This window comes from Pedobacter sp. PF22-3, from assembly GCF_026239555.1.
In the GTDB taxonomy this organism is placed as follows: Bacteria; Bacteroidota; Bacteroidia; order Sphingobacteriales; family Sphingobacteriaceae; genus Pedobacter.
The window spans coordinates 26911-51535 of sequence record NZ_JAPIVP010000015.1 but is presented as its reverse complement, the minus strand read 5'-3'; the positions used below and the strand labels follow the sequence as shown (position 1 = coordinate 51535).

Annotated in this window: 22 protein-coding genes; 9 read left to right on the top strand and 13 right to left on the bottom strand. The window is 39.0% G+C overall.

Annotated elements, in window-relative coordinates:
• Positions 1 to 65 precede the first annotated feature (65 nt).
• The gene (locus OQX63_RS17745; protein ID WP_265852162.1) at positions 66 to 809 is read right to left on the bottom strand and encodes a YoaK family protein; all 744 of its coding nucleotides are present in this window, start codon (positions 807 to 809) and stop codon (positions 66 to 68) included.
• A gap of 563 nt (positions 810 to 1372) precedes the next feature.
• Between OQX63_RS17745 and OQX63_RS17740 the strand changes: the two genes are divergently transcribed.
• Positions 1373 to 3238, top strand: coding sequence for a hypothetical protein (locus OQX63_RS17740; protein ID WP_265852161.1), 1866 nt, complete (start codon positions 1373 to 1375; stop codon positions 3236 to 3238).
• A 570-nt stretch (positions 3239 to 3808) separates the two neighbouring features.
• Here OQX63_RS17740 and OQX63_RS17735 read toward each other — a convergent pair.
• The 10 genes from OQX63_RS17735 to OQX63_RS17690 form a co-directional block, all read right to left on the bottom strand.
• Positions 3809 to 6136: a hypothetical protein gene (locus tag OQX63_RS17735; protein WP_265852160.1), complete on the bottom strand. Its 2328-nt coding sequence runs from the start codon at positions 6134 to 6136 to the stop codon at positions 3809 to 3811.
• A gap of 70 nt (positions 6137 to 6206) precedes the next feature.
• Complete coding sequence (locus OQX63_RS17730; RefSeq protein WP_265852159.1) at positions 6207 to 7463, bottom strand: NAD(P)/FAD-dependent oxidoreductase; 1257 nt, start codon at positions 7461 to 7463, stop codon at positions 6207 to 6209.
• Between the two features lie 16 nt (positions 7464 to 7479).
• On the bottom strand, positions 7480 to 8079 hold the full coding sequence (locus tag OQX63_RS17725; protein WP_265852158.1) for a hypothetical protein: 600 nt from the start codon (positions 8077 to 8079) through the stop codon (positions 7480 to 7482).
• A 24-nt stretch (positions 8080 to 8103) separates the two neighbouring features.
• Positions 8104 to 9393, bottom strand: a complete 1290-nt coding sequence (locus OQX63_RS17720; protein ID WP_265852157.1) for a TolC family protein — start codon at positions 9391 to 9393, stop codon at positions 8104 to 8106.
• Between the two features lie 18 nt (positions 9394 to 9411).
• Complete coding sequence (locus OQX63_RS17715; protein ID WP_265852156.1) at positions 9412 to 12513, bottom strand: efflux RND transporter permease subunit; 3102 nt, start codon at positions 12511 to 12513, stop codon at positions 9412 to 9414.
• 11 nt (positions 12514 to 12524) lie between these two features.
• Positions 12525 to 13589, bottom strand: a complete 1065-nt coding sequence (locus tag OQX63_RS17710) for an efflux RND transporter periplasmic adaptor subunit (RefSeq protein WP_265852155.1) — start codon at positions 13587 to 13589, stop codon at positions 12525 to 12527.
• A gap of 54 nt (positions 13590 to 13643) precedes the next feature.
• Positions 13644 to 14234: a TetR/AcrR family transcriptional regulator gene (locus OQX63_RS17705; RefSeq protein ID WP_265852154.1), complete on the bottom strand. Its 591-nt coding sequence runs from the start codon at positions 14232 to 14234 to the stop codon at positions 13644 to 13646.
• Between the two features lie 1078 nt (positions 14235 to 15312).
• Complete coding sequence (locus OQX63_RS17700) at positions 15313 to 16086, bottom strand: hypothetical protein (RefSeq protein WP_265852153.1); 774 nt, start codon at positions 16084 to 16086, stop codon at positions 15313 to 15315.
• A 9-nt stretch (positions 16087 to 16095) separates the two neighbouring features.
• Positions 16096 to 16503: a hypothetical protein gene (locus OQX63_RS17695; protein ID WP_265852152.1), complete on the bottom strand. Its 408-nt coding sequence runs from the start codon at positions 16501 to 16503 to the stop codon at positions 16096 to 16098.
• Complete coding sequence (locus OQX63_RS17690; protein WP_265852151.1) at positions 16481 to 17455, bottom strand: SMODS domain-containing nucleotidyltransferase; 975 nt, start codon at positions 17453 to 17455, stop codon at positions 16481 to 16483. Before OQX63_RS17690 ends, OQX63_RS17695 begins: the two co-directional genes overlap by 23 nt.
• A gap of 118 nt (positions 17456 to 17573) precedes the next feature.
• Between OQX63_RS17690 and OQX63_RS17685 the strand changes: the two genes are divergently transcribed.
• The 4 genes from OQX63_RS17685 to OQX63_RS17670 all read left to right on the top strand — a co-directional run bounded on the left by OQX63_RS17685 (position 17574) and on the right by OQX63_RS17670 (position 19727).
• Complete coding sequence (locus OQX63_RS17685; protein ID WP_265852150.1) at positions 17574 to 18185, top strand: hypothetical protein; 612 nt, start codon at positions 17574 to 17576, stop codon at positions 18183 to 18185.
• Positions 18182 to 18604 carry a hypothetical protein gene (locus OQX63_RS17680; RefSeq protein WP_265852149.1) on the top strand — a complete coding sequence of 141 codons (423 nt, stop codon included), beginning with the start codon at positions 18182 to 18184 and terminating at the stop codon, positions 18602 to 18604. The genes OQX63_RS17685 and OQX63_RS17680 overlap by 4 nt, the downstream gene beginning before the upstream one ends.
• Positions 18579 to 19379 (top strand): ImmA/IrrE family metallo-endopeptidase, encoded by an 801-nt coding sequence (locus tag OQX63_RS17675; RefSeq protein ID WP_265852148.1) that lies wholly within the window; start codon positions 18579 to 18581, stop codon positions 19377 to 19379. The genes OQX63_RS17680 and OQX63_RS17675 overlap by 26 nt, the downstream gene beginning before the upstream one ends.
• A 111-nt stretch (positions 19380 to 19490) precedes the next feature.
• Positions 19491 to 19727, top strand: a complete 237-nt coding sequence (locus OQX63_RS17670; RefSeq protein ID WP_265852147.1) for a hypothetical protein — start codon at positions 19491 to 19493, stop codon at positions 19725 to 19727.
• A gap of 437 nt (positions 19728 to 20164) precedes the next feature.
• Here OQX63_RS17670 and OQX63_RS17665 read toward each other — a convergent pair whose 3' ends face one another.
• Positions 20165 to 20752 (bottom strand): hypothetical protein, encoded by a 588-nt coding sequence (locus OQX63_RS17665; RefSeq protein WP_265852146.1) that lies wholly within the window; start codon positions 20750 to 20752, stop codon positions 20165 to 20167.
• 88 nt (positions 20753 to 20840) lie between these two features.
• Positions 20841 to 21752: a HEPN domain-containing protein gene (locus tag OQX63_RS17660; RefSeq protein WP_265852145.1), complete on the bottom strand. Its 912-nt coding sequence runs from the start codon at positions 21750 to 21752 to the stop codon at positions 20841 to 20843.
• Positions 21753 to 22127: 375 nt separating this feature from the next.
• Here OQX63_RS17660 and OQX63_RS17655 point away from each other — a divergent pair, with 375 nt between their 5' ends.
• The 4 genes from OQX63_RS17655 (at position 22128) to OQX63_RS17640 (ending at position 24575) form a co-directional block, all read left to right on the top strand.
• Positions 22128 to 22448 carry a hypothetical protein gene (locus OQX63_RS17655; RefSeq protein WP_265852144.1) on the top strand — a complete coding sequence of 107 codons (321 nt, stop codon included), beginning with the start codon at positions 22128 to 22130 and terminating at the stop codon, positions 22446 to 22448.
• Positions 22449 to 22566: 118 nt separating this feature from the next.
• The gene (locus OQX63_RS17650) at positions 22567 to 23118 is read left to right on the top strand and encodes a hypothetical protein (RefSeq protein ID WP_265852143.1); all 552 of its coding nucleotides are present in this window, start codon (positions 22567 to 22569) and stop codon (positions 23116 to 23118) included.
• A 51-nt stretch (positions 23119 to 23169) separates the two neighbouring features.
• On the top strand, positions 23170 to 23898 hold the full coding sequence (locus OQX63_RS17645) for a DUF6794 domain-containing protein (protein ID WP_265852142.1): 729 nt from the start codon (positions 23170 to 23172) through the stop codon (positions 23896 to 23898).
• A gap of 32 nt (positions 23899 to 23930) precedes the next feature.
• Positions 23931 to 24575 (top strand): hypothetical protein, encoded by a 645-nt coding sequence (locus OQX63_RS17640; RefSeq protein ID WP_265852141.1) that lies wholly within the window; start codon positions 23931 to 23933, stop codon positions 24573 to 24575.
• The last annotated feature ends 50 nt before the right edge of the window (positions 24576 to 24625 follow it).

Below are 24625 nucleotides of genomic sequence, written 5' to 3'. Positions count from 1 at the left end.
TCTTAAATTTAAGAAATTTTAGAATTAGGCTAGCAAGGGTGTTAAAATCAGTCGATAAAATATTTTTATTTTGATGTTGAATCGCTAAACTTCCTTTTCAGATGATAATACCGAAATAACAGGCGGTCATACCATAGGGCACCCAGCAGCATTACAACAGGAAGTAATAATATTTTTAGCTGAAAATGCTGATATCCCAGTCCACCCAACATTCCACCTAAAAAGAATCCGCTTATGATCATGGTTTTAAGGAAAATACTCCTGCGTATTGATTTATACACTGAGTTTTCTTTGTAAAGCAATAATTGAGAAAGTTCTATACCTAAATCTGTAAAAAGTCCTGTAAGGTGGGTGGTTCTCACGACAGACTGCGAAACCTTGGTCACCAATGCATTTTGCAGTCCCATCGAAAATAATAAGGCCGAAGCTATAACTGATGGATACGTCAGATACCATGTAGGAGCTAAAAAGCTGGTCAAACTTATGGAAAGCATGATTCCGATTTCCAGAGAGATGGGGATAATATAAGAATTGTGGGATCTGTATTTTGATGCCCATTCCATAATCAGCCCTGATACAAAGGCCCCTGATAAAAAAAACAGTATATAATACAGATAGGTAAAAGCCATATTATAGTTCTCCATGAAAAGCTGTTCAGAGAAAAACGCAAAATGTCCGGTTACATTCGTTGTTAAGGTATGTACCGACAAAACCCCGGAGATATTCACAATCCCCGCTACAGTTGATAAGATCGAGGCTAGTTTTAGATTATGGGAATAGGTACGGCCTTTCCCTTTGTGTCTGAACATCTGTAAATTCTTTACCCGCTAATTTACAAAATTCAATCGCAATCCCATTTAATAATGGTCTCCGTTTATATTTTGTATACAGGAATCCGGAGTCTGTGAAAAACTTAAGATACTACACACTTAAACATATTGGCAAACAAATACGGATAAAATTAACAGTATTGGAATTCGATATGCTGTTTTTAATTTTCCATTTAAGCTTTGCATATATCAATTATTCACAACTTAATTTTTAGATGTTTGTAGCATGTGGCAGTGTTTTCACAAATGTACACCGCATATTCTATTGTGATGCAAAGAATGATCACCGTGCCCAACCAAATAAAGCCGGCACAAGCTTTTCGAATATTTTTTTTAATTATCATGAGGAGGATTTAAGGTTCAGAATTTGTTTATTTATAATGTCTAAACTTATGTATTGATCATTCTTTGGATATTTTATACTTCCGTTCAAATTGTTGATTTTTTATTGAATGAACGACAATTCTTAGAACATTAATCATCGAAATGTCATTGTGGCCAGGGATTTGCAGGGTGACAGCTGAATTAATAATCCTCTTGATATGACCAAAAATTTCCTGTTAACGCTTTTAGCCATCTCCATCACATCGGCAATTTTCACTTCTTGCACAAAGTCAGTTGACGAAAAGCTGGAAGACCTCAAGAAAGAAAAGCTTGCTTTTGAAAAGAAAGTAGCAGCAATTAAAAACGATAGTCTTAAACAACAAGCCAAAAAATTCGGGGGAATGCTTTTCTGGTTCCGGGAGATTGACCTTGAGAACGAACGTCCACCAAAGGACACGGTATATGACGAAAATCCATTCGTCATTCTCAACGATTATGGATCTACAAGCGATTTAGCGAATAATTACTTAGATGGCATCATAGTAGAAAAGGACGAATCTCGTGGCGATAAGATTGAACTCAAACTTCATTATCCCTACGCCCTTCCATTTGCCCAAAAGACATCCTGGAAAAGTGTAAAATTTAACGACAAGTCTAGTACAGATATTATTGAAGATGAAAATAACTCCCTCATCAGCAGACAAGTGGTAAGAACTAATTGGAACAATGAGGAAGGGTTTGACATCCTTTATCCTGATGAAAAATCCTATTCAGCAAAACCGGTTTCTCTAAACGGTTCTGTCGAAGCGCAGGTTCCTAAAGGCATCTTAAAGTTTACTTTCGCAAGCAATGAACGAGGTGACACCAAAGAACAGAATGGCATTAAAGTAAAACTAGCAAAAGTTAAAGGGCATGCGGTAAGTATAGAGGTTGAAAACCCTAATAAAACAGATCCTGCCATAGATACCGAGAAAATGGATTTAGTAACCATTTTGGCAACCGACAAAACGAAAAAGTTTTTGCACCAAAGTGGATCTTCCAGCGGTTCAGGCGAAATGCTTGATTACTACAAAAAACTTTTAAATGAGGTTGTAGAAAACCCTGAAAAGGTAGCGAATTTAGAAAAGAACCTGGACGAAGAGCAGCGTAAGTATGACGAAAAGCACAAAAATATGTCTTACTATTCCGCTTACTTTAAAGGCACGGTAGAGGATGTGGTGATTTACGTCATGGATTATTCGAAAGCCACCGTTCTGAAAAAGAACTTTTCGTTGCCGGTCTACTCATTTAAGGCGAAGGAAAGAGGATATAACAGCACCGCTCCTTATCAGGAAGTATTTGACATCCCAACTTATGCTACTGCCTACGACCCTGCTGTTGCTAAGCTTTTAAGCACAAAGCCAGAGCTATCTGCGGGAGAACTTGGCAGCAAAATTAAAATTGATCAATCGTCCATGACTTACACTACTCCGTCGGGTGATAAAGAGAAATGGCGGGTAAGCTTTGAATATCCGGAATTGATGAGTTCTTTTTTTATTGATAATATAAGCCGGTATGAGGGCGCAAAAGAAGTCGCTTTTTTTGAGGAGCAGGATGGAAAGCAAATCTCCATTCCAAAGGATTCGATTGACTATGCCAATGGGGAGTTTAACGGCACTGTTCCTGTGGTTGAATTTAACAGATCCAGCCTGAATTTTATACCCAAGGGAATGCTTGCAAAAGCAAAGTATGTTAAGGGTGTAATGCAGATTAATCTTGCCGAAATTTCGAAAGCCATTTATCGCATCGATAAGCTTCCTCCAGGAATCACGGTATCTGGCAATAAGGTGATGGTTGACGAGGCAATCATAAAAGATAAGATCTTGATTTATCCAAAGAATACTTCGGGAAGATATTTAAAGAAAATTACATCAGTGAGTTTCAGCAGGGGTGATAATTTTGGACCTCATATAAAGGCAGACTATTATTACGGTAAACCTTTCATGCTTGAATGCTACGTTTTAAAGGGCAATCACCTTGTTGATTATCACTTCAACGTGAAATTAACCTATGAAGAGCAGAAAAAAGAGGGAAAAGCAAAATAATCAATTTTTCAAGTACCCAAAGCATACCGGGTACTTGAAAAATTCTGAAATCTAAGAAGACAACCTTAGTTTTCCATATTCCTCAAACCGTATGTTTTTGCCATAATTTTCGTATCTTAGGATAAGCAAAAAAGGATGATCACCCAAATCAATCCGTCTGATTAAAAAACTCCAAAAAGAATATTCCAATTCCACATTTACCCCACGTTTAGGCCACCTTCCGGCCAGGCTTGCGTGGTACTTGCTTGCACACTACTTCACACTTGCTTTAGTTGAGGTATGGCGCTGTTAGAGATCAGCTAGGTTAAAGATTTGCCTCGCTTTGGATTGGAAGATTAACAATAGCTAAATAACAGGTAAGGAGAAGGTTATCTTAAGGTTTAGTTGGGCTATCGCTGTGTCGGAGCAGCCCGGGTAAGGAGGCAATAAACGGCTGTTCGGGATTTTAGCATAACGGAATGCCACCTGTATGTGACCAGCAGCTCTTTTAAGATAATTAAAGAGATCAAAGAAGATTCATCCTTATTTACCGTCTGTATGTCCTTAAACGATTTTCTTTGCCTCTATATTTTAAATCTCTACCCGGATCGCCATTAATCCAAAAACATCTTTCAAGTCTTCAAGGTGCAAAATTTCTACATTTTCACGCAAAATACCTTCTTCCTGTAATACGCTTATGAGATGCAAATACTCCGTTTTAATGTCATCATCCTGATATACAATAGCAATTTTACCGGGCTGATTCAACCTTTCGGTTTTTCCTTTAATGCATATCTTATCGATTCGCTTTTTAATTATTTCATAATTGATGTTATCTGCTCCTTCCACATCAAACCGCTTTTCATCATTACGGAAAGTAATGGTAATGGGGGTGCCGGGTGCAAAGATGAGTTGTGTAGTGGTTAGCGCAAATGAGTCGGTTAATGACGTTTGAGCGGAATACTTTGCCATCAAAGCCATATAACGAAGCTGCAAAGCCCGATATGCCCTGATTTTACCGCCATCTAATTTTGATCTTGGCGTAATGGATTGACCGATGTAAATATCACTTTCTACTCCGTCAGTTCTAAATGTCTTAATGTAACCAGGATGTAGCTGCTGCAAATCCTCGATCATCCTGGCCATAAATCCCGTTATATCTTCGTTTAACTGCCCAATTTTTTGCTCTAAAATGTTACGGTTAACATGGCTTGCACTATTTACATTACCAACCTGTTCCAGATAAGCGTTAGCATAAGCTAAATAATCCGGCTCTTCCTCTGCCAGGGGCATTAAGAGTGGTTTCAAATAAAGACGTAGAAAGGTTAAAATAGCTATTTCGTCCTTTAATGTAACCGCTTGCTGGTATCTGGATTTGAATTTAACACATGATGTTTTGACCTTTTCGGCAGGATACCCGGCAATGATCAATTTGTCTGATATGCTTATGGATTCGTCCAGCATGCTATGAATGTCCTTCAATAGTGCATCATTACGTTTTAGTGTAGAATCTTTGATGTCAATTGCGCCATAAATAGCATAAACGCCATCAAATGTGATAGATTCTATGGCGGCACCGGCTTCCATGTTCTGCTCTTTTTGCAGGTAATTCCAGGCCGCAAGATGGAATTTCCACAGAACGGCCGGTTGCAGAACAGTGAAGTGTTGCCGCACCACATCATTGATCTTATCTGAAAAGTGATCGGCACTATTTTTTGTTAACTGGCTGAGTAAAGGCAATGCTACTGCTATTTTCGCCAAAATGTTTTCAAAGAATAATACCTCTTTGAAAGCATATATTTCCAAAATGCCAACAACCTTTTGTTTGAAAAGTAGCGGCAGACAAGCATAAACTTTAACTTTTTTTGATTCCAAAAGATCATGAATAGGAATTTCAAAATTGTGTCCGGCATTATTGGCTGAAGAAAAGTAATACGTAACCGGATTTTCCTGGTACCCACTAAAGAGTGATTGAAGCATTATTTCGTCTTCAAATTGTTCGGCTAAATCCATCATGAAACTTTGTATTTTCGGGTTGATATCCACAATTGTCTCATTGTTTAATCTGGTCAAAGGTTTTAAACTAAAATGAACAGCATTGTTGCCGGATAGGACACTTAAACTTTTAATCACTTGCTGGTAGATGTGATCTTCGTTTTCATGGTTTACAAGTTCGTTTCTGATTTGATCAATTGCGAAGGTATCAGTAATGTTTTCCAGCGTAATTACGGCAAAACCGGATAGTTTAAAAAAGTGCAATGGTAAAATCTTTTCTAGTATTGTTAATGGGTCTATGCGGGCAGGGCCGGCATTGATGATACTATCCATCGTGACATCAGGCAACTCACCTGTAACCACAACCTCTACAAATCTGGTATCGATATTTACCTTGTAATATTCTTCCAGCCCGGTTTTAGGGTTAGTATAGGTATAATGTCCTGGTTCCAGTATCTGAAAGGAAAAGTGATAACATTGGCTTAAAATCAGGCGGTAGATGTAATTCTTATATTCATTTAACAGATTTACATCCTGATCTGTACCGCCAACGCTTTTTGCTTTTGCCATACCATTTTTAAAAAGATCATTAAATGCATCTGTACAATAATGTATTTTCCCCGGCAATGGCGAGGCTATTGCCAAAAAACAATTACGTTCATCTGCAAGTAACGGGTTCAGTGCCAGGTAAATTAAATCAAATAAGGATTGGTCATCAGGGTCGGGAAGCAAGGACGAATTGTCCTTGTTGCCAGTTAAATATTGTTGCAGCGCTTCAATCAGCTCATCGATCATTCTCATTCTAATCGGTGAAGAGCGGTTTAATTTTTTCAGGTAGTTTTCGAGTGGCCTGAATGAAAAATCGCTCTTTATCAAACGATTAATCGTAGGATTGGATTGAAATGAAAACGTAGGGGTGCGCATAATTTAGTGAATTAAGATATGACTAAGGCATCAGCATAAACAGTGATTGCTGTAATTTATACTATGATGTTTAAAGGTCCTTTTTTGCGCGTATAATCAATCGCAGGTTGGGATCATTCGTTAGAAAACTCCAAATCCAGTTGTATGCCAGTTTTGCCTTGTTCCTGAACCCTGCTATAGGTATGATGTGTACGAACAGCCAGGTTAGCCAGGCGAAGTAGCCCTTAAAAGAACCAAATGGAAGGTCTACAACGGCATGATATTTAGTGATAATAGCCATACTTCCTTTGTTTACATAGGTGAAAGGCTTCATCCTTTTATTATCTGTCAAATTCACCAGGTTAGCTGCAAGTAACTCACCCTGCTGTATGGCCACCTGTGCCAGTTGCGGATGACCTTCAGGATAATGTTTGTCTGTAGTTTGACAGCAGATGTCACCAATGGCGAAAATGCTATCAATCCCTGAAATGCTGTTATATTCATCAACCTTTAATCTTCCTCCCCGGCCCCTGGATTCATCAGGCAAACCGTTCACATTGGCTGCGACAACTCCCGATGCCCAGATAAGGGAACAGGTACTGATCTTTTCCCCGTTGGAAAGGATCACCTCGTCATTCATATAATCCTGAACAGCCACCCCCAATTTGATTTGAATCCCTAATTTAAACAATTGTTTATAAGATTCCTGTTGTGCCTTTTTGCTCATGGGGCCTAACAGTTTATCTCCTGAACCTACCAGGTAGATGTTTCCTGCAGCTTCACCCAGTTCAGGATAATCTTTTCGAAAAATACTTTTGCTCATTTCGCCTGCCATGCCGGCCAATTCAACACCGGTTGGCCCGCCTCCTGCAATAACAAGGTTAAGCAGCTTGGTCCGTTCTTGCGGGTTGGTTGTTTTAACGGCTTTTTCCATATTCATTAACAAATGATTGCGCAGATACAGCGCATCTTCAATTGTTTTGATTGGCAAAGCTTTCGTTTTCAAGGTTTCCAGGCCGTAGAAATTGGTTTCGGTACCCATGGCCAACACTAAAAAGTCATAGTTGAGCCTCCCGCTATCGGTGATGATTTGTTTTTCCTCATCATCAACACTTAGCAATGTTCCATTATAGAAGCGCACATTTTGTCTTCCCTGAAACATTTTCCTAAAGGGGTAGGTAATGTTGGATGGCTCAATAAATGCGGTGGCTACCTGGTACAGGAGCGGCGGAAAAAAATGATAATTATTCTTATCTACTAATACCACTTCAATACCTTTTTTACCAGCCAGTCCTTTTATCAGATTAATTCCGGCGAATCCGCCGCCTACAACTATAATTCTCGTCATCATTTTCATTTTATGGTTAGCTTATGGGGAGTTTAGTAAACCTGTTGAGCTCATATGCCACATGCTCATTGTAGAAATCTGACATGAAAAGTTGTCTATGCCTTTCTACAGAATTGGCCAGATCATTCGATACCTTATTTGCCATTTGAAACAGGTACGCAAATGCGATAAACCTAATATCACCATTGCATTTTTTTAAGATATGCTCAGTCTTTTCAAACTTATGATTAAGGGAATTTGCAAGGCAATGCTTTGCATGCACCAACGGATACGAAGCTGGAGCCTTAAGGTAAGCGGCTATTAGCCGCCCTTTATGGCAATGAGTCGTATTAAACTCCACCAATGTTATCCAAAAGGCTTCCATACCATTCATATTATTGCGCCTCTCTTTAATATCTTTTGATAAATTTTTGGCTAAACCATCAAAACTCTGCACAAGGCAAAAGGCGATCAGATTATTCAAATTGTCAAAATGATCAATAATTGTGTTTACACTAACTTTTGTAATAGCCGAGATGAGTTTAAAAGAGATTTGTTCAATACTGTATTGGCTAATTACTCTAATTGCGTTTTCGGCTATTTGAACACGATATTCCGTTTTCCTAAATATTTCCATCGGGTTAGCTATGATGAATAAAACTTATTTACTATTAATTTTACCTGTTGCATATTCATATGCAGCTTTTTTCACCTGGAAATCTGAATAAGCGGTATTTAATGTTAATGCAGCCTGTTGATAAAATGCCTGGGCATCCAAAACATCAGTTGCCGTACTTAATCCCGCTTTATAGTTGTCCTGATTTACTTTCAGATTTTCTGTGGCCTGTAACAAGTTCTCTTTGGCGTAGCGGATCTGCGTCAGTTCATCTTTCATATCGTACCAGTATTTCAGAATACCTACCTGCAGCTGATTGCTCCCATCCCTTAAAGTGTTTTGAGCAATTTGTTCGCTAATCTTTCTCTGTTTTACCTTTTGTTTCGCATGCCCCCATAAACCGTCTGAAATAGGAATGCTCAGGGTAGCCAGGGCTGCCGGTACAAAAGTACTGCCTATTGTCTTATTAAATGAGCCTGCCTGCGAAGCACTCAGCCCGACAGATAAACTCGGCAAATAATCTGCTTTACTTAATTTGGTTTGCAGACCTTCAGCTTGCACCTGTTTGAGCAGTAACTGGTAATTGGCTATGCCAGAAAGTGTGGTGTCCGCTGTTCCACCAGGAAGCAATGGTTCATTTACCTTGTCCAGCGTATCTTGCATCACCATCAATGAATCATATTGCATGCCGGTGTATATTGAAAAATCAAACAGGGCCAGTCGACGCCCGTTTTGCAATTTACTGCGGTTAACAATTAGCTGACTGCGTTGAACTTTTACTTTCAGCAGGTCATTGCGGGCAATCATTCCTGAAGCCAGCATATCCTTTTGCATTTTCAGCACATTATTCAGCAGCAATTCATTAGCTGCGAGCGTTTTTTCCTGCTCCTGCAAGTTTACCAGGTTCCAGTATTTTTGCGTAGTGAGCAGTAATACCGAATCAACAGATTGCCGGGCCATTATTTTACTGGTTTCCTGCTGTAAAGCAGCTAGCCGATAACCGGTTTCAATTTTACCGCCTGCGTAAATGGGCTGGGTGGCTGTTACACCTACCAGGTAGAAATTGTTGATGCCTTTGTTCAATATGCCCGGAATAGCCGGTACCAAATCTTTGAAGCCATACAAGCCCAGGCCAGTACCGCTAACAGATGGGAGATAGGAAGATTTGGCTGCAACTAGTCCGAAGTCTGCCGAGCTTACTTTAAGCTGCCCGTTTTTGATCGCGGTACTGTATGCTAAAGCGGCTTGCCTGCTTTGCTCAAGTGATACAATATGCTGAGCGGTGGCGGTATACGCCAAACCCAGATATATGATGGATAAAAAGAGGAATTTCATAATAATCAATTTTAAGGATTACGCGGTTTGGTGATTTGTTTCTTCTACCTTTTCATCTTCTTTGCGGAAGAACAGCCAGTAAAGCGTTGGTAAAACAAAAAGGGTTAATACCATGGAAACCATTAGCCCAAAGCAGATCACAGTGCCTAATGGTCCCCATAAAGAGGAGCGGCTGATGATCATAGGTGTAACACCCACGGCTGCAGCCGTAGAAGTTAGGAATATGGGCCGCATACGGCGTTCGGCTGATAAAATACCGGCCTGCAACACCGTTTTCCCTTCATGAATCCTGAGTTCTTCGGCATGATCGATCAGGATAATGCCATTACGCACCACAATACCGCATAAGGCCAATAGTCCTAGAAAAGAGGTAAACCCGAATGGATAGCCAGTTACCAACAATCCGAATGATGCGCCAAGCAAGCTGAGGGGCATGGTGGTGATGCTGAGTATTGCGTGTTTAAGATGTTTAAAGTGCCAAAGCAAAATCAAAAAGATCAGGATGACGCTCATGAGTAAGGAAATCCCCATAGGGCCCATGTTTTCACTTTGCAGTTCCAGTTCACCGCCATAGGAGATTTCAACATCCTGCGGCAATTTAATTTTGGTGATATCTGGCTGTAGTTCCGTCAGCACGTTATTGGCAACAGCATCCGGAACAATGTCCATCCGTACAGTTAGTGTGCGGATGCTGTTCCGCCTCACCACCTGTCCATCATTCCATTCCGGCGAAATATCGGCCACCTGTCTAAGCGGTACCACTGTTTTTGTTTGCTGGGAAGGTATATTGAGATCCAGCAGGTTGGATACATTCATTCTGGATGTTTTGGGTGTTTTAATTTTCACATCAATCTGATAGTTACCTTCCCAAAGTCGCGTAGCATCAACGCCCTCGGTGTGCATGGCCACGGTGTTGGCCACATCGCTCTTAGTTAAACCAAGGCGCGCCAGTTCCTGGCTTTTCACATTGAGTTTTATCCCTTCCTCCATTTGGTCATAGTCCGTCCTGGTCCAGATCACTTTTTTATGCCTATTACCTATGGCAATCACCTTTTCACCTACCGCTTTAAGATCATCAATATTGTTGCCTGATATACGAACTTCTATCGGCGCCGGTGAACTAACCATGTTGAGTTGTTTCATCCTTACATAAGCAGAAGGGAACACATTGCTGTATTTTTGCTGATAATCTTTGATCACTTCTTCCGTAGCGCCTTCAGATGCCGTATTGACCAATATTTGCGCATAATTTTTAGCGGCGAGGTTAGGGGCATAAACCATGTGAAAACGTGGTGAACTGTTACCAATAAAACTGGTATAATTTACCACCCGTTTATCCTGATGCATGATACGTTCCATGTTTTTAACCACACTATCCGTTTGGTTAAGGCTGTAACCACTGGGCAGGTAAATCTCCACAGCAAATTGATTACGTTCTACTTTAGGGAATAATTGCTGGGGGAGTATGCCCATGATGATGACACCGAATACAACGGACAGCACGCCGAAGAGTATGGTAAGTTTGTAATGTTTAACTGAATTGCCGATATGTTTATTAAAAAACAGTTGTAGCCTGTCCAGCATTGATTTATGGTCTTGCTTTTTATTTTCGTTATGCAACCCCTTTTTAATGAAAAGCGTATTAAAAAATGGCACCAATAACATTGATATCACCAGGGATAAGGTTAAGGCAATAATGATGGTAACCGGGAAAACACTGATAAAGTCTTTTGCGGTTCCCGTCATAAAAAACATCAGCGGGAAGAATGTGGCCGAAATGGCAAGCGTTGCTGTAAATACAGAAGGGAAAAGTTCCTCCGCACTGCTTTTGGCTGCATCCCAGAAAGACATCCCATGATCCAGCTTTTCTACATGGTTATCTATAACTACAATAGGATCATCAACAACGATCCCCAGTACCACAATAAGCGCTGCCAATGTTACCGTATCCAGTTCTATCCCTGCCAGGTACATAATGCCCAGTGTTGCCGCAATCGTAATTGGAATGGTTGCCGCTGCTACAGCTGCTACCCGCAACGGTAATAACAATAAAGCTACAACCACGACACCAATTAAGGCAAAAGCGAACTCCTTCATAAAGTGGGCAATGGATTCATCAACCACTTCCGGCTGATTGGCTAGTTTAACCAGTTTAATATCCGGCGGCAAATGTGCACTCACTTTTGCCAGCCGCTCTTCCAGTTCCTTGCCAAAATGTACGATATTTTTACCGGTCACCATTTCCAGCGAAATAATGATGCTTTTGGTGCCATTCGATGTTACATAGCTGTCAGGGTCACCATATTCCCGCCTGATGGTGGCTACATCACGGAGCCGTATGGAATTACCTTTATCGTCACGCTTGATAATCTGCCCGGCAAGGTCTGACTCCGTTTTATAAAAACTGGTCAGATGTATTGGTCGGTCGATTATTTTTCCATCTTCGGTGCCCGCAGCACTGATGGCACCCTCATTTTGCAATACTTCCTTAATGTTACCAGCCGTAACTCCATTTTGAAGCAGTTTATTGTTATCAACATAAATACCGATTTGCTCGTTCAGGTTACCCGTGTGTGATATTTTGGCCACGTCTTTAACCCGGCGTAATTCAGCTTCAATGTCTTCTACATTTCGCAGTAGTTCTTTATAAGGCCGGGTGGGTGATTCTACTGCCAGCAGTAAAGCAGAAGTAGAACCAAAATCGCTGTTCACATAAAAACCTTTCACCTCTTTCGGTAACTGCCCCTGTAAAAGGAGCATGCCATTCTTAATCTTATTCCAAAAAGCTTTGGCCTCAGCACCGCTCACTTTATCAGATACTTCAACAAAAATATACATTACGCCATCGCGTGAATAAGAGTAGGTTTTGGTTTTATTCACCTCATTATTACTAAAAAGGTATTCCTCAACTTTTTTGGTCATTTGTTCTTCTACCTGGTTGGATGATGCACCCGGGTAAAGGCCAACAATTACGCCCTGCCTGATCGTAAAATCGGGAAATTCATTGCGGGGCATATTGAACAGGGCAAGGATACCCAGTAAAAATAGTACAACAGCTAGGGTAAGGGGCAGCACATGGTAGCGCATGGCCCACTCAATCATGTTTTCTTTCTTTTTCATGGGGGGCTGATTTATTGGATGATTTTAACGGGAGACTGATCTGCCAGCTTTTGGTAACCGGAAGTAATCAGTTCTTCATTACCAGTTAAACCACTGGTAATTGCCAATCCATTATTATAGAGTAAACCGGTTTTAACCTCTTTCCGTTGCGCTTTATGTTGCGGGTTAACGGTATATACATAATTACGGCCTTGCTCATCTACTTGTACGGCCTGGGCAGGGACAATTAATTGCTGTTCAACTGTTTTAGCAGACAATGATTTAGTTTGAGAAGGGCGGAATACCACCTTGCAGAGCATGCCCGGTTTTAAATTTTGACTGGAATTGGCCAGTTTTACTTTGACCGTGTAGTTTGCACTACTATTGAGGGCCATGACACCTACTTCTGCAATATGCCCCTCTACCGGAGTATTACCCATGGCCTCTATGGTGACAGATGCATGATCACCCTGATGATATAGGTTGATTTCATTTTCAGGAACAGCTACTAAAACATTTACCGAACGTGTATCCAGTAACTGCAACACAGGTAATCCGGGACTAGCAATAGCACCTGCTTCTGTTTTTTTGTCGCCCGCATACCCGCTTTGAGGAGCGTATAGCTTGGTGTGCGCAATATTTTGATAAGTTGCCTTTGCAGCAGATGCCGCCTGGTCTAGATTTGATTTGGCCTCCAGCATTTTAATTTCTGCTATGCTGCCTTTCTTAAATACAGAAAGAATACGGTTATAGTTTTCTTCAGCCAGTTTAACCTGGGCTAATTGTGCATTATATTGATTACGGTAAGTAGTTTCATCTACGGTGGCCACTAACTGGCCTTTTTTTATGTAATCTCCGGCTTGTACCGGGAATGAATTAATGGTGCCGGAAACCTGGAAACTCAAATCGATCATTTTGTCGGCCTGCAAAGTTCCGCTATAAATTATCTGATCGGAGGATCCTCCCTGTTGCTTGCTTAAATTAATCGTTTTAACATTGATCGTGTCAGGCATTTTGCCAGAATCTTTGTGCTCGGAACATCCAGTGAAAAGTAGCGCTACGGTAGCGGCTGTAAAAATTGATGAGATAGGTTTCATATTTTAATCATTTGAACAGTTTATGTGTTTTTGTCTATTTTTAATCAAAAAAAATTATTTCAATCCTTTGCAAAAAATTTGTGAAATCCAGGACAGTTTGGCTTCCATATCGGGAAACCGGTTAAACAAGATGATTTCATGCTCAAAGCTTTTGAATGCGGTTACAATTGTTTCAGCAAGAAAATGACTATCAGCCTCGCTGAGTTCCGCAATTTCTTTTTTCTCAACTGCCCATCTGATCAACTTGTAAAGTACACTGCCTTCTTTCTCGAGTAAAACCCTGGTTTTAGCGGCGGCAAGCTCCGGTTGTTGCTTTAAATCTTCTAATACCAGATGATATCTTTTAGTAAGCAATTTGAGTTCCTGTAATTTCTTGGTGTAAAATTTTTCCAAATTAGTAGACATTGAGGCATTGGGATCAATAACCGCCTGGCAGGCATCAAATATCTGAAGGCATAATTTTTCTACTACTGCATCAAAAACTTCTGTTTTATTACCGAAATAATAATACAAAGTAGTGCGTCCTTTTTTACCTGCTTTGGAAATATCCTGCATTGATACCCGGGTAAAGCCATAGCTTTCAAAAACCGCTATGGCGGCAGCGATAATTTCGTCTCTGATTTGGTCTTCTTTGGATAACTTCATTTTAGACAAAAGTACATAAAATGTTCAGTCGAACAAATAAAAAATAAATATTTGAACTATATTGGTATTAGATCCAGCTTAATTATTGAAAAACCAGGGAATATTGATACGCTTACAGGTTCAAAGTTTGGTAAACAGGTTAACCCGGCTAATACTTTCCGTCAAGTGAATTGAGTTTGGTTTTGGCGATGCTTTTGGGAACTTAATTATAATTAAAGAAGAGAAAAAAAGCAATTTTATCCATAAAATACGTGCGTAACCGAGCCGGGTGGAAACAGCAAGGTGTGCATTCGAAATCAGTTGTTTAGAAAAAAAATCATTCAGTCTCCATCAGCAGGTTTTAATACAGCATCGAATTGCTATACCTGAATTGAAATCGCTTCTACCTAACAATTTCGGCGAATATCAGAACTGTGGTCTGCCGGTAAGGCAGAAATGAAATAAAGGATTGCCAAATCGTTAGTCTTCCAATAATACCCTCAGTAAGTAATGTCGGAGCAGGCCGGGTAAGGGGGCAATAAACAGCTGTTCGGGATTTAGCATAGCGGAATCCTTTTAAACAAAAAAACCTTTAAGGAAAATTGGAGGATTTTTGAGATCTCAATGGGATGTGAATTTCGTTCAATTTTCAGCGTTGAAAGGCTATCTGAAAGGTTTTTGAAAAGCGACTCACCGAATCACTCACCTTTTTGTTTGTATTTTTTAGTTGCAATTGCTATACGTTAATATAATCTATTTCTTTGAAAAGCAAAAAATGTTATTATAAAATCGTTACGAAACCGTACATTTTTTTTTGGATTTACTGATGATCGGAAGAGAAAGTTTCAAGTTGTTAATTCATATCATTTTATAACATTTCTCACACCGCATAAAATAATCCAGTTTAAGGAATTCAGCCACAGGCATTGTTATAGCAGGTCTTCGTATCCCTGTTCTAAGATTTGTTTGTTTGCAAAGAGGGTAAATGCTATCTTCTATTGCAGGTAAATGTATTTTTCTGTTCGCAGTTTTAGGTTTCAACATGATTGATAACTTTATAGATTAAAAAGAGGAATAGTTTCATCTTCGCTATTTAACATTAAGCCTCACCGGCTATGTTATAGTTCGCCTTAAGCTCATTCCATTTTCTGGAAAGCGTTGGATTAAATTTGTTGAATACCCTGTCACTAAGTGGTATTGCTCCCCATGTGAGGGTAGTCTGATATTCTAATACTATCTTTAAAATTTCCGGGTCCTTGCCTAAGATGTTTCCTGCCTGTTTGAAGTCGCTGAACAAAGAGAGAAAAGCCTCATAAGTTGTGTTTATTCTTGCATAGAAAAAAGTAACCTTAACCGCTTGCGTGATAAGCAAAACAGGAAGCGATAACTGAAAAAGAAGGTTAACTAGACCTTTAGCTCCCAGTGCTGCGTTAAAGACAAAAATAACCAGTATGATAACTGCCTTGATCCATGCACCAGAGATCATTTTACTACTTATATTTTTTGAAAAAAAAGAATTCTCGAAGCAGTTCACAGCCATTTTATAGATTCCGGCGCTGAGATTTTCATTTGTGAAATAACCCTGGGATTTAGCACCAGAGAAATCGGTTCCAAACGAATTATCTATGAAATCCAGTCTCTTTGCTTTTCCAGCCTCAAAAAACAAATAGTTAAAAAGCTGGTCAAAGAGCACCACTAATGCTATTATTACGCAGTTGAGTGCATTTAATACAATAACAAATCTTTCGTTTGTCGGATTGATGAACATTAATGCTATCGAGATAGCTGAAGAAATATAGATAAAAATATTTGCCCATTTGTCAAACATCTTGGCCCTATTGAACATCTGTTGATGTGGTACTATTCGTGTCATAGCGTTTAATTAAATATTGTGTGAAGCTTCAGGCCCAATCCATTTACCTGTTTGCAACCAGTATTCATAAAAATATATCCAGCCAGCTGTCCATCCCATTATATCTTCAGCAATCAATTTACCGCCGTGCCACTTAAAGTTATCCGGATGGTATAAACATAATGATTTTGTGTTAGAGTAAATATGTGGGGCACCCTCAACGGGAGCAGGGTTTAAAATATAAACTTTTGGCGATTTATCACCACAATATAAAATCTTAACCTCATACTCCGGCAGTTCTGGTTTTACACGTAATTTGCCTTTAAAAACTATGCAACCATCTTTGGTTCGCGTATGTTTGAACTGTGGGTACCTCGACCGCATGGCGATAACCTGTATTTCAGGGTTATATTTTTTAGCCTTCTGATATACCGCCATGATAACCCCTAGATGCACTGATGCCATAACCGGCAACTGTAGATAATAGTCCTGTACTTGCGACTTTCAGATTGCCTTCGCTGATTGCCTGGGAAAAGTTCTTAGCTTCTTCTGCATTGATAGTCGGGAAATCCCTACCGAATATCTCTTTCCACATTAAAACTGCTTCTCCCTCTTTTCCATCTTCATATTTAACCGCTGCATCTTGCAGTTTTTTGTTTGCTTTCTTAATGTTTTCAATCGCCTTATCATAGTTCTTATAGGACTTAAACTTGGCCTGTTGAAGATAATACCCAGCGTTATCGAACCAAATCTCTATCCCGGTTTTAAAATTAGTGAAACTGTTTAGGTTAAATATATTTATGGCTGCCTCCTCTATATGGTAAGATGGTATCAGCTTGTAAAGGTCTCTGTTCCAGTATTTAACGGCTTTGATAATCTGTTTTACTTTGTAGTTGCGAAGTTTATGAACGGCCTCTAAATCTCTGTACAACTGGTCTGGGTAACTGTAACTCCATCCTGTGAGATCATAATTCGGAATTTGGTACCCACCGCCAAACACTTCAAAGCAAGGAAGTATATCAAACTGTTTATCTGAGAGTTCTATTGAAACACAGGGTCTATCTTGATACACTTTATCTTTGTAATCTACCAGACCATTTAGATAATTTTTGAACCTAGAAAGAACGGTTTGAGGTGATGGTAGCCTGCCATATTCATCTTTCCACTCGTCCAGCTTCAGTACCGCAAAGATGTCTATATCATTTAACGGTCTAATTATGGTGTCTCTATCGTAAGACCCGTTAGTGAACGTTTTGCTCACATAAAGTTCATTATCCTTTTTTTTCAGGTGCCAATATATATTGTCCAAAGATGATGAGATGCTGGTCTCTTGTCTATCAGTAACCGAAATATTGTCGATGAACTGGTTAATAGCTTGTAAAAGTGTCATATCTAATTTATTTTTAATAATTTGCTTATAAATAGGACTGTTGATGAGAAAATCTTTTTGGCAGGTGCCTGCAAAAAAAAGTTAGTCACCAACATTAATTAAGTAAGCAAGTATATTAATGAGTGAGAAAAATATGGAAGACCCTGATTGGGAGGATATAATCCTCAAGCTTCATTCTTATACAATAGGGCTGATAAAAGGTAAGACATGGTTTAGAGGAAAAGATCCTGGTTCTTATTTAAAAGGCAAAGAGGTGGACGATTATGTCTACGAAGCTATTGGAAGGTATTTAGAAAAACCAGAGAAGTTTGATCCTGAAAAAGGAACGTTGGTAGATTTCTTAAAATTTAGCGTTATTAGGTCGTTGGTTGGCAATGACTTAAGGTCTGATGAAAATAAAACTACGAAAGATGTATTTGGCATTGCCGATGGCCTCGACGATGAAGATAGTGCCAATAATTATCTGGAATCGGTTTTGCCATATGTGGAAGCATTTTTTGACCAACAGGTGGATTATGACAACGTTATGTCCAGTATAGCTGATACCGTGCAGGGTGAAAATGATGTTGAACAGATATTTGTATCTATATATGGCTACGGGATGAAGAGACGGGAAGTAATTAAAGAGTTTGAAATGAGTGAAGATACCTATGACAACGCCTTTAGGCGTTTGAAAACAATTATAAAAAATACAGTGAAAAAGTTTGATTTAACGGAACATAAATTATGAGTAAAAGTGCAAAATACACTAAAACTGATTTTATCAGATTAGTAGTTGCTGACCTCGACTCAATCAGCTCCAATAAAGAACAGTCAAAACAGTTTTTGTCGTTGCAGGGGTTAAATCCGGATAAAATAGTGGCAGATGGCCTAAAACGGATTAAAAGGATGCATCTCCAGATAAATGCAGAACAAACTAAAGCAGACATGGTAGCGGCAGAATCTGTTAAGGACAAGGCGATACAATGGGCCGAAAATTTGCTAAGTCAGGCAACTTTCTCAATTAAAGAGTTCATGCTAAAAGAAGAACTTTCACTGAACTTCCGAAATTTTGAGACGTTATCCAAAGAAGATATTAAGGCTATTTTAATTAAACACTATACACTCAAATTTATGGAGGAAGATGGTTCCAACAACAAAGACGTTTAAGCTTACTAAAGCCGAGCTGACCGCTCAAAAAGTCCTTGATGCTTGTGGACTAGATGACCCGACCGAACTCCCCATTTCGGAGATCATTTTAGGGAGGCGGGCTTTTTACGAAGAAAAACCGCTATCGGGAAAGGAAGGTGAGATTATCACATTAAAGGGGAAGTCAATAATTACTATAAATTCACAAATTGAATATGTGAGTAAAAAGCGCTTTGCCGCCGCTCACGAATTGGGACACTTCGAAATGCATAAGGATTTATATCCGATAATTTCGGACACTGATCATGATTTGCTTAGCTGGTTTCAGGGAGGTCCCCATGAAGTAGAAGCCAATGAGTTTGCATCCGAATTCCTGATGCCTTCGACCCTTTTCTATAAGGAATGTGAAAGAAAAGTATTCGGCCCCGATCTTATAGACAATTTAGCAAAACGATTTCAGGTGAGTAAAACCGCTGCAATTCTCAAGTTCGTGAAGGCAGGAAACCATCCAATATGCATTGTATTTTGTAAGGGAAATAAAATGAAGTGGTTCAAGCCATCATATGACTTTAGATATTTTCTGGAGTTTCAACGGGATTCCCCGCCACCGACAGGATCTGTTGCTTACGAATTATACACTACAAAAAAAGTGTACAGTGGCAACGAATCAAAACAGGATATATGGAAATCAGATTGGTTGAGATTGAACGATGATGAACAAGACAGCAGGTTTTATGAGTATTGTCTATTTGCTAAGTCCTACGACTATACAATTAGTGTAATCTGGGAGAAATAAGTGATAGCAAAAACAATATTTTGCTTAAAGATCAAATGAAAGATGTTACGTTGAACCTGAGGGGAATTTGACTGTTTATTTGAATCGATGTTAAAGAAATAAAAATAAAATATGAAAACTATCAAAATCAGAACAGATGAATCAGTATCTCAAGTACCATTACTTATTCCCTTTCAGGGTGCGCCAAAAGACCAGTTTGACCACCATGAACGTGTTTTAATTCAACTTGTTAATGATGATGGAGATCTTGTTGGCGAGCCAGAAATAAGAGCTGTGGTAAAAACCCATGACGGCGATGAAAATAACAGTGCGTGGTACGAGGCTTTTGTACCAAAGGAGACAGATTAAATAGTTTGAGGTGCTAATAACTTACAAAATAATTATGAATACCGAGCAAGAGACCGAAAATATTGATAGAATGGATCATTGATTCTTATTGCCTTTGTCAACAAGAATCAATTTTTTTGAATTAAATTTAGGCCATAGTAAATGGTTTCTTAATAGGAATCTACCTAATTGCCAATTTCTTATAACACTTCTGCTTGACAAAATTACTTCGAAAAATTTAACTTAGTTGATCCAAGAACATAATTAATGAGAGTAAGCTGTTTCAAACCCCGCAAACCATTTTCATTTTCTTCACACCCATATGATCTGGGAACATTTATGGGGTTGTGGTATAGCCATGATGACAACCATTTCCTCCTAAAAATTTACAAAACGAATGAAAAGGAGTTTTTCTAAACGGTTTAGGGCCTTCGTCAGTCGGGACGGAAAATAAAGCTTCAATTGCCATCTTTAACGCGCTCACTAATCAGCCACGTAGCCTCGAACAGTTTAACCAATTGTTCGTAAACTGTGATGACTTCAGATTTGGAAAGGCTTTCTTCTATGAAGGAGCTGCTCAGCGCATTGTGAAGCCATGTGTTCAGGATTTTTTTATACCCGTCCAGTTTATAGGTCCTGAACATTTTCTTTAGTACAGATGAAGGCTTTACGATCTCCCGAATGCTCAGATTTTCTGGATAATCCCGTAGCTTCTTCCTTTCCGTTTTGATGTACCATTTTGCGATATCACTTTGCTGTTTGTCATCGAAGTCAAGTCTGCCAAGCTTGTGACTCTTTAAGAGCCAGGCGGCCTCTATCAGCTTTATGGTCAGTTCGTAATTATAAACAAGGTAGTCTGGGCTACATTTTTTTGATTCTTCGGATTCAAGCGCTGCATCGTTTCGCCAGCGTTTCAGCATCTTCAAATGATTGGGCAACCAGGAGTGACTGAAAAAATCATTTACCACTTTTATCGGATCTGTTATTTCATCATTGTCAAGATAAACGATCCTGTTATCTGATGTTTTATTTGTTTGCTTTTTCATCTGTTTAAATTTGTTTTTTAGCTGTTATGAAGCTATCAGATTTATTCATCCCACTGTGTGGTTGATAAATCATGATGGTTTCATAGTTTCAAATATTGGTCTGTAATATTTTTTCGATCTGTACGTGATCAGCGTTTTTTAAGACTGAATAGTCTGATGCCGATTTGGCAAGCAGTTCTATTTTTTCTTTGCACATCTCCTTTGCCAACAAAATAAAAGATGCGACCCTTTGATAAAGACGCTCCGCATCCTGCCGGGAAACCGTAAAATCATCTTTATAACGTGAACCAGAATAACTTTTTGCCATTACATCAAATAACCGCTCATCTTCGGGAGTGGACAGGAAAAGCTGAAAAGGCTTTTCAGAAAAGCATTGACACAAACGGAGCAGGCGGTAAAGGTTATGGAACTCAGAACGGTAGGCGATATGAACCCTCAACAGACAGATACAAGTCTGTTCTACCGCCTGATGGAGCATAAAGGCACAAATCCCGAACTGCTCCTTTTCCAGGCATTCGGATGCGCACATCAGAAATCCGTCAGCCAGCGGTATCCGATGTTCATAATGTTTGAGTGCCTTGATTGCGCCCTTTGTGGGGATAAACGCAGCTATTAGATCACTGTCTAACAGTCCATCCTTACTATAGAGCAGTTTTCCATAGGTAAGCACGCTGATAAAAAAGCGGCTGTTTTGCTGTACTGCGTCGATAACCGATTGCCTGCCATGGGAGATCACCGTAATTGTTCCATGCTGGTAATAGCTGTTGGCGAAATCCTGCATTTCGTAATCTATTCGGGTTGCCGTTTCAGTAACTACCAATAGGCAATAGTCGCATTTAAAATAGCCTTGATTGTCAATAAAACAGCCTTGAGAATGATGAGTGGAGCTGTTCTGCGAAAAGCTGAAGATCTGGAGTGGTTCGAACTTTTGGGAGAGCCGATGGATAAACGCCCTGAAATGGGCAGCGTGTTCGGCTTCTGGTGATAATTTTGGTTCCATATTGATCTCATTTAAATTTCTTTCAAATGAGTCTTGGAAGTGGGTGGCACAAAATAAGGCGTGAAACCCACTTACCGTCTTAGTGGCCCTGAGAAGCCTTGGATACGGAAAAGCAGGCTCACGCCTATGACGTGAGCACTACACTTACCTCTCGTATCCATTTGAAATTTCTCAGGTTTCTAAGACGAGACTCGAAGTGCGAATGCTTCAATATTTTGTGAAGTAATCGCTAAAAATAATTCTTTATTTTTTCATACCCAAACGTAGTAAAAAGTCCAGACAAAAAAAAACTATTAGTATTTTTAAATTTACTAATGGTTCTTTTTTATAAATGAATAGTAATCTATTGACGACTTTAGTTGTAAACGCAGTAATATGGCTAATTGGAAGAACAACAATAATAGTCCCGAAAAAGACCTTTCGTCAATAGGCGCAATGTTTGAAACCAACAAGATTAAAAAGATGTATGATATTTCTGAGTTGTATCCAACTAAGATTATTAAATTGTTAGGCATCAATTCGGAACGGTATTCTGTGAAGTTGGCTGATCCTGAAAAGTTCACAGTTTCTGAAATACTACGTCTAGCATACATACTAAATATTGACCCAAATCTGATCATCAATGTGATACAGGCAGAAACAGAGAAGAAGATAATCAGCAAGATTGGAGTTAATAAGGCCAAGCACACAAAATAGAAACTTTCTTTAAGACTGAAATGGATATTAACTATCTAACGGACGACGCCACTAATCCGCTGGGATTCTCGATTATGCAGAGCCCAGTTTATCTAAAAAGCATGGGTTGGAGTAAATTATGAAAACCGAAATCGATATTTTATCTGATAGAGAAGTAGAAATTTGGGATTATGCCGAGTCTCAAAATGGAACTATGGACTTTGTAACCGAAAAACTTGCCGAGGAAGGAATATTTGACCAATATCGGAATATCCATAAATCTTATCTTGAACTCTATTTTCGCATTGATGACGAAGCAGCAAAGCTTGAAATCTTAAAGCGGCTGATATTTTTAAATTGGTATACTCAGGTGGAGCCCAGTTGTTATACAGGAATTGAAGATCTCGACAATGCAACCGTATCTGAATCGTATTCCATTTTAAATCAATATTTAATCGATGGAAAAACCGATGCAGAATTTAAGTGGATGTTGTCTTTTTATTCCAGTTGGGACTACACGATACTTCCATTTTCAGAAAATAAACTTGAAGCCTTAACTGCATTTGTAAAAGGGGTAGATACTTGCATTTTAAGCTGTCCTAAAAATCAGTTGCCCAAAGGCGTAATGGATAACAGGGGACAGATGGGAATTTATTGGATAAGTATGTCAGTTGAAAAGAAGATTATGTGAGTGCTACTAATTCAATAGCGTTTTGTAGATTTAAAAATTATTCGCTCTCTAATGAAAACACTGGTCAATATTCTGTTGCTTATTTCATGCCTTAGTTGTTCTTCAGCATCTCCTAAAACACAGGCAATGCCGAAAAACCTGGAGGAGTCAATCTCTTACCTCAAAAATGAATGGACTTCCACCGAATTGAATTCGTTTAAAACCAAATCTGAACAAAAGGCCGTTGCTGAAGCCCACTTTGGAGCCGGACTTTGGATCAGAAATAATTGGATAAGAGGCGACAGAAATGTTCCTTTAGCCAAATATTTTAGATCATTAGGCATCAATCATCCCGATGATATGTCCTCGATCATCCTTACATCTTTGCATAGGAGATTAAATAACACAAAAATTGATGTGGATGAACAGGTTGAAAAATACAAAGTATATTGGAAAACCATAAGGGAATGCGAAGAAAAAGCTGCACTTATGGCCGTTAAAAACTATAATCGGTTTAAGGAAGGAGATCATATTTTAATCTATATGCGCGTAGATAATACTGACGGTTCCAGAAATGCCTTAATTTTGGATTGCCCAAATATATCCTGGAAATTTGATCCAAAAACTGACCGTTTGATTAAAGGTACTGTTGTAAAAAAGTATAACATCAATTCGCCATCGAATGTATTTTTTACAGTAAAGATAAATAGCGCAAATAGAAGCGATACGGATATTCTTATGCAAAAAATAAAAATTGGAGAAGATATCGACTTCTCACTTATAGGATTGACCGTTGAATAAAATTGCAATTTCCTACATCAAAAAGAAAAATAATGGATGCTGAAGAACATTTAGGGGGAATTAGATTTGTGGTGAAGCGAGGGCCAATAGACAATAAGCGACGGGAATTGACTATCCATCCAGAGTTTATAAGGTTCGAGACAGGAAAAAAACATAATCCTTATATAAAAATTGATAAAGCATCGGTAAAGGAATATCGTTTTGGCGTGAGATGGATCAGTGGCTATAAATTTATTGTGGGAAGAGAATATCAGATATTTATCAAGGATAGAAATGATCAGGTTCTGAAGATACACTTCAAGAGCTTTTACGGAATTGGAAAAATAGATCGCCATAATCTATATTCAGAGATCTTGGGCAATCTATGGAAATATTACTTTCGTGATATTGCAAACGGGCATATTCAAGACTTTTGGAACGATCTGGAATTTTCTATAGGTGATGTGACATTCTACAATGATTGCTTGAAAATCAAGAAGAATGGCATTCTTTCAAACGATCTCCTGGAAATTACCTGGGATAAGGTTCGTACCAAAGATTATCAAACGTATTTTGTTATTTATTCTGCTGATGATCCAGCCAAGGAAAACAAGTCATTTAGTTATATGGATGATTGGAATACCGACATTCTGCATAGCGTAACGAGGACAATCGTAAATAATATTGATAAAAAATAAATGGCACAACAAGCAGAAATCAATTATTTGCCACAGATTATAAGATAACA